This is a genomic window from Flavobacterium hercynium (assembly GCF_002217285.1).
In the GTDB taxonomy this organism is placed as follows: domain Bacteria; phylum Bacteroidota; class Bacteroidia; order Flavobacteriales; family Flavobacteriaceae; genus Flavobacterium; species Flavobacterium hercynium.
In genome coordinates this window covers 44,574-51,410 of record NZ_MUGW01000027.1, presented here as the reverse complement: position 1 = coordinate 51,410, position 6,837 = coordinate 44,574, and the positions used below count along the sequence as shown (strand labels likewise).

At 28.9% G+C, this 6,837-nt stretch carries 3 protein-coding genes and 1 pseudogene; all 4 read left to right on the top strand.

The features are described from left to right. Positions 1–673: pseudogene (locus B0A66_RS22885) on the top strand (hypothetical protein); the annotation flags it as partial. Between the two features lie 187 nt (positions 674–860). Further along, a complete protein-coding gene (locus B0A66_RS14060; RefSeq protein ID WP_089050487.1) occupies positions 861–2,087 on the top strand; it encodes a gliding motility-associated C-terminal domain-containing protein in 1,227 nt (408 codons plus the stop codon). A 118-nt stretch (positions 2,088–2,205) separates the two neighbouring features. Then, entirely contained in the window at positions 2,206–4,509 is a 2,304-nt protein-coding gene (locus B0A66_RS14055) for an O-antigen ligase family protein (RefSeq protein WP_089050486.1), read from the top strand. An 869-nt stretch (positions 4,510–5,378) separates the two neighbouring features. Further along, on the top strand, positions 5,379–6,752 hold the full coding sequence (locus tag B0A66_RS14045) for a TlpA family protein disulfide reductase (RefSeq protein ID WP_089050484.1): 1,374 nt from the start codon (positions 5,379–5,381) through the stop codon (positions 6,750–6,752). Positions 6,753–6,837: the final 85 nt, after the last annotated feature.

Below are 6,837 nucleotides of genomic sequence, written 5' to 3'. Positions count from 1 at the left end.
TGACTTAACACCAGCTTTAGGAGCTGCCACAACAGTTTCTAATTCATCAGTAGTAAACGCTTTGGTAACTACAGTAAATGGGGTTGTTGCGCCATCAGTTAATATTGTTAATTCAAATAATATTACAGCAATAGATGGAAAATTAGTTTCTAGTGTGAATGGTGTTGTGAGTACAAATACTGTTGATGTTTTAATTTCAGCAAGTAATGGCTTAACAGTTACAAATGGAGATGTTGCTTTAGGAGGTACTTTAGCAAATCCTACAACGGTTACTACTTCAGCTGCAAATACATTAGCAATAAGTGGTTTACAAGCGACAAGTTCTATTAGCACAGATAAAATTTTAGTTGTCGATGGAACGACAGGAGTATTAAAAACTACGTCTTCTATAGTAAATGCGATTTCAACTAAAACAAGTAATTACACTGCATTAGCAACAGATGAAACTCTTTTGGTAAATGCAACTGGAGGAAATGTAACAATCACATTGCCTTCTGCAAGTTCTTCACTTGGGAAAAAATATGCTATCAAGAAAATTGATAATTCAACTAATAATGTAGTTATAACGACTGCTGGAGGTACAATTGATACACAAGCTTCTATAACTGGTAGTGTTTGGTTACAAAGATGGGTTATTCAATCAGACGGAACCAACTGGTATATCATTAATTAATATTTTTAGAGGTCGGTATTTATTACATTTAAAATAGAAATCGGCCTCTAATTTATTTAGAATGTTAGGTTGTTGGTAGAAAAATTATTAGAGAGAACAAAATATCTTCTTTGCAAGAATGATAAATTTATCTTTCAGTTTTCTGTAAGCCAATAACCTAATTATTTCTATAAAAAAATAAAAAGATATGAATGTAAATAAAATATTATTCTTTTTACCATTCTGCTGGTGTGCTGTAGAGGCTCAGGTTGTTAGTAATACTGGTGTTATAACGATAAATCCAAAAACAACAATGAGTATTGTTTCAGATTTTGATAATAAAAGTAATGGAACACTCTGGAATGATGGCGAATTGTCATTGTTAGGTCATTTTAATAATGATGGTTTGGTAACCTTCAGTCCAACAATAAAAGACGGAAATACTCGATTTGATGGTAATTCGAAACAAGTAATTACAGGGACAGAAATTCCTGAATTTCAAAATATAATGTTTAATAATAGTGCTGCACAACCTGCAATTGAATTACATAATGAAATAAATATATCAGGAACAGCAGATTTTGCACAAGGTATTGTTAATAATCAAGATTTCGGAGGAATGGTTGTTTTTGAAGAAAATGGAAATCATGTTCACACAAATACATCCAGTTTCGCTACCGGAGAGGTTACAAAAAAAGGAGGTACATCCTTTACGTTTCCTGTTGGTGCTGGTGATCATTTCAGACATTCAGAAATTACGGGATCAAAAGATGCGTCAAATGTGTTTTTAGCAAATTATTTTACTAAAAATTCTAATCCTTCATGGCCTCACAGCAAGAAAATTGAAGAAATTGATGTTATCGATGATAGAGAATATTGGACTTTAGAAAAAAAAGGAGGTAAAGGGGATGTAATGCTTACTTTGAGTTGGGATGAATCCTCAACTACTCCAGGTGATATTGCTAATGCTGAAGAAGAAAATCTACATATAGTGCGTTGGAGTACAGAAAAAAATATGTGGGTAGATGAAGGAGGTGTTGTAGATGTTAGTAATAAAACAGTTTCAACTCCAGTAAGTGTATCCGGTTATGGTGTATTTACGCTTGCAAAAGTTTTTGCTTTTCTACCTTGTAAGTTAATAGTATATAATGCTGTTTCGCCAAATGGTGACGGTATGAACGATTACTTTAGAGTAGAAGGTTTAAATGCATGCTCGATAAGTCATAATTCCGTACAAATATTCAATCGCTGGGGTGTAATGGTTTACGAAGAAAGTGGTTATGGTGAAAGCGGAAAGCTTTTTAGAGGGTACTCAAATAAATTACCAAATAAACTATTGCCTGCCGGTACTTATTTTTATATTATTAATATGAGTTATGATGCTGGAGGAAAAAGCCAATCACACAAAAAATCCGGATATCTGTATTTGAATTAAACGTTTAAAGTTTTTTTCTCATAGTTCAGATTCGTTTTAGTAGTGATTAGTGTTTTTTTGTACTTTTAAGTTTGTTAAATTAATATAAAGGTATTTATGAAATAAATATTAAATCATTATGAAAACTGAGAATAAAATTGAAAAGTTTGATAAAACTGATACTTTGCGTCTTGCATTTTTAATTGGGTATTTGATAGTTATTTTTTTTCCCTCTTTTAATGCAATTGAAGCTTTTAGTTTTCAGTATTTGTATTTAGCATTAATCAATATAATCATTGGCCTATATATTTATTATAGGCCTTTAATTTTTCCTTTAGATACATTTATTTTATTTAGAAAGAGTAGTATTTTTAAAATGTATGTACTGTTTCTTTTTCTTTGTGGTATATCCATATTTAATGCAGGTAACATTTCTCAGGCTTTAGTAAGTTTTAGTGAACTACTAATAGTATTTGGAATGTTAGTTAATATTACAATATTACTCTATAATAGATTGAATGTTATTTATATACTTTTTTTTCTGTTTGGTATTAATGTCCTGGCACAAGTCTTAATAGTTCTGTTTGATTTTACGAAGTCACTTGATTTGTCTCTACTTAAAGGCAACATGGGAAATATTAATATCCTAGCTGCAAGTCTGAATATAAAAATTCCATTTCTTCTTTTGGGTTTATTATACTTCTCAAATACGAAAAGAGCCGTTTTAATAGTAGCTTTTTTATTAAGTACAATTATTATTTTACTGACGAGCTCAAGAGCTGCTTTCTTAGGCTTATCTGCACAACTTATCATTGTTATATTGTGTTTTAAGAACACTTTTTTTCAGAATAAAAAAGATTATGCTAAATTATTGTACATAATTATACCGTTTGTTATTTCAATTTTTATTGTGAATATTATTTTTGATAAAGTTGGTAATTCAGATCGATATAAGTCAGTTGAAAACCGAATTAGCCAAATTGTATCGGAAGAAAGTTCTTCACAATTAAGGCTCGATTTCTGGAATAATGCAATGGAGATAAGTATTAAAAAACCATTATTTGGAATTGGTATAGGAAATTGGAAATTAGAAAGTTTACCATATGAAAAAATAATCATAGCCGGATCAGGTATTTCGAGTAATGTACACAATGATTTTTTAGAAATTACGGCAGAAACCGGAGTAATAAATGGACTACTTTATTTATCTCTTATTTTAAGTATGCTTTTTATTAATTTAAAGCGAATCATATATGGTAAAGAAAAAGAACCAAAAATAACTGCAATTCTTTGCCTGATGTTAGCTGTTAGTTATTTTATTGATGCTTTCTTCAATTTTCCACAATATATTCCAGCAATGCAGATAGGATTCTGTTTTTTGGTTGCACTGACAATATTGAACACTCCAAATAATGTTGAGAATAAAAATACTGGTTATCGTTCAAAAAGTATATTGATTTTTCTGATTCTTGGAGTGGTATGTAGTTTTTTTGCCTTTTCTAAATTTAAAGCTTCCCAATTAGAAAATAAATTTAAAATTTATCAAATTTTATATCGTGCAAATGAAACGCTGCCAACTAATGAATATAAATTGGAATCAAAAGAAATTATATCCAATTTACCTAATTTTCCCAATATAAGTAATTATGCAGAACCATTTATGGAGTATGCAGGTGTAGCACTGTATTATGAGAAAAAAGAGGAAGAAGCCTTAAAGTATTTTAAAGAAGCGCTTAAAATAAATCCTTATATGGGGATTTCTGATTGGTACATACATAAAATTGAATTTAATAAAGGAAATATTGAGAATGCATACAAACATGCCAAGATTGCATTTTATAAGAGACCGAGAAACATAGATTTTTTTCACACTTCAATTAAAATGGCAAATGAAAAAAAGGACACGTTAGAAATGTTGAAGATTCATGACTTATTTACTAAATACCATAAGAAAGCTGACTATTGGATTTATACTGCAGATGCACTCCAGCTATCAAATTACAGCCGTAAAAATTTAATTGCATTTGTTGATAAAGGCCTTAAAGAATTTCCAAAGGATACGATTTTAACAGCAAAAAAAGATAGCTATATATATTTAGAAAGAGATCTTTATATAAAAAAAGCTGATGAATTTGCTGCTAAATTACAATTTGATCAAGCGATTTTTTATTACAAAAAAGCTTTAAACCAAGATCCAAATAACGAGATACTAATTCAAAATTTAGGAATTTTATATTTTAAACTAAATCAATTTGAAACTGCAAAATCGTATTTGTCAAAAATTGTATCAAAATCAAGTTTGAAGGATGGTAAGACAGAATATGTTTTAGGAGTTTGTTTCATTGTTTTACAAAATAAAGAGAGAGGATGCTTTTATCTAAATGAAGCTAAGAATAGAAACTATGTTGGATCTGAATATCTATTAGATAAATACTGTAAATAGAACCAGTTCTGCAATTTTTTTATCAAAAAGCATTAATTTATTAATATCAAAATAATAGTAAAAATGAAAAATATGAATTTAATAATTTTTATGATTGTTGCTTCAATTTTTGTTCTTGGATTAAGAATAATAAAGAAAGTTAATGAACTGAAATAGATAGCACTTGTGAAAAAACACAATTAGTTTGATTTACTCCGGAGAAGAATGGAATTATGGCAAAGAAAAGAGCACTTGTATATGACAGTCAAAAAGGTTTCTCAAGATTTTTAAAATATGAATTCAAAGAGTAATATACATTTGATGTATATACGAATTTTAAGCAATTTGATGATGAAATAGAAAAGTATTCAATAATGTTGTTTGTAGTGTATTCAGATAAAGAAGTGCTGGACCTGTTAAGAATATACAAAAGAGGAATTCCCTTAATAGTTTCTACATTAAATCATGAAATGAAGTCTAAACTTGAAAATATTAAAGATATTTTACTTTTTGATCCGGATAAAGTGAAAAGCGAAATGCGAAAGGAATTAAAATTTTATTTAAATATTGTATCAAGCAACTAATAATTGACAGCCAAATCAATCTGTTTTTTAGTGTTTACATAATGAAGTGCTCTTTACTTTAGTGAAAATCTTGTCCTTTTAACTATATGTTCTTTTGTCTTTAGCTAAATTATGTCTTATTCTGATATTATTTAGATGTCATTAAATCAAAATATTCCTTCTCTTTGTAAAAGAAAATAGTAAAGCAAATTAATGTATTAAATATTCATCCTGCAGATGTAATTTTTATCTAATATTTCTCAATAAATCTGTTAGATGATTAAGATGGCTTTTAAAATTAATTTTAATTATTAAAAAATAAATAAGATGATGATCGCAATAAGACAATTATTCTTTTTTTTAGTGTTAAGCAATTTTATTGGATATGCGCAAATGAATTATACTGTTAAAGGTAATTTTCCGCAAGTTAAGAATAAGCAAATAGAATTAATTGGTTTTGAGGTTTTAAAAGATACCATTATCTCTAAAACTAAAAGTGATCATTTGGGGAATTTTGAACTTTCCTATTCAAAGAAGTATGTGGGTGGAGCATTATTAAAAGTAAAAGGTGAAAGTGTTCAGGAAGATATAACATTAGTTGTACTGCTTAATAAAGAAAATTTTGTCATCAATTGGTTAGATCTTGCAGATTATAAAACGCTTCATTTTGAGAATTCATTAGAGAATGATACATTTTTTAAAGGAATGACTTTATATCAGGAATCAGAATCTATTTTAGCCGGATTAAAGTATTTAAAACCTTTATATAAAAAGCAAGGCAATGAACTGAAATGGCTGGAAAAGGAAATAAAAGTAAAAGAGAGTATGCTGCCTTCTATGCTAAGTAAATTAGCAGAAACAAATTACGCAGGATATTATCTAAAAATTAGAAAGTTAGTTGCTGACATGCCTGTTACCGCTAGTAGTTATTCAGAAAGAATACCGGATACAGAAAAGCAATTTAAGACTATTAATTTTAAGGATGAGAGATTATTAAAATCCGGATTGCTGACACAATTAATTGAAGGATACTATCAGTTAATGGAAAGTTATGGAGATACAGAAATAGTTACGGAGCATTGTAACAGTGCTACTGATGCACTATTAAAAAGCCTGAACGGAAATAATGTGCTTAAACAAGAGATTGCAATATTTTTATTTAAGGTATTAGAAAAACGAAGTTTGTTTAAAAGTGCAGAACATGTTGCATTATACATGTTAAATGATAATTCTTGTTCACTTGACGATAGAAGTATTGGTTTTTACGAACAATACAGAAAAATGGCGGTGGGCAATCAGGCACCAGAAATAAAATTAGTTTCTGACAATAAAGAAATTAAAACGCTGTCTTCAATTAAAGCAGATTATAAGTTAGTTGTTTTTGGCAGTAGTTGGTGTAATAAATGCAAAGAAGAAGTCGTAGAGCTAAAAAATCAATATAAAGATTGGAAAGAAAATTACAATCTTGAAATAGTGTTTATAGCCCTAGATAGTGAGAAAGAAGCTTATGATGCTTTTATAAGTGATTTTGCCTGGATATCCAGTTGCGATTTTAAAGGATGGAAGACGCAAGCAGCAGTTGATTATTTCATTTTTGCTACACCAACATTATATTTATTAGATAGTAATGATAAAATACTCCTTAAGCCTTTTAGTGGTGCACAAGTAAATTCTTGGCTAATTGGCAATGGGAAAAAATAGAAAAAAATTATAAAAATGAAATAAATAACAAAATATAAGCAACCCTTAAAAGCTATATTTATTTCAGGATGATTAGTAACTCGGG

Excerpts from the sequence above, each read along its gene's own strand:
- B0A66_RS14060 (WP_089050487.1), top strand. The coding sequence starts at position 861 with ATGAATGTAAATAAAATATTATTCTTTTTACCATTCTGCTGGTGTGCT.
- B0A66_RS14055 (WP_089050486.1), top strand. The coding sequence starts at position 2,206 with ATGAAAACTGAGAATAAAATTGAAAAGTTTGATAAAACTGATACTTTG.
- B0A66_RS14045 (WP_089050484.1), top strand. The coding sequence starts at position 5,379 with ATGATGATCGCAATAAGACAATTATTCTTTTTTTTAGTGTTAAGCAAT.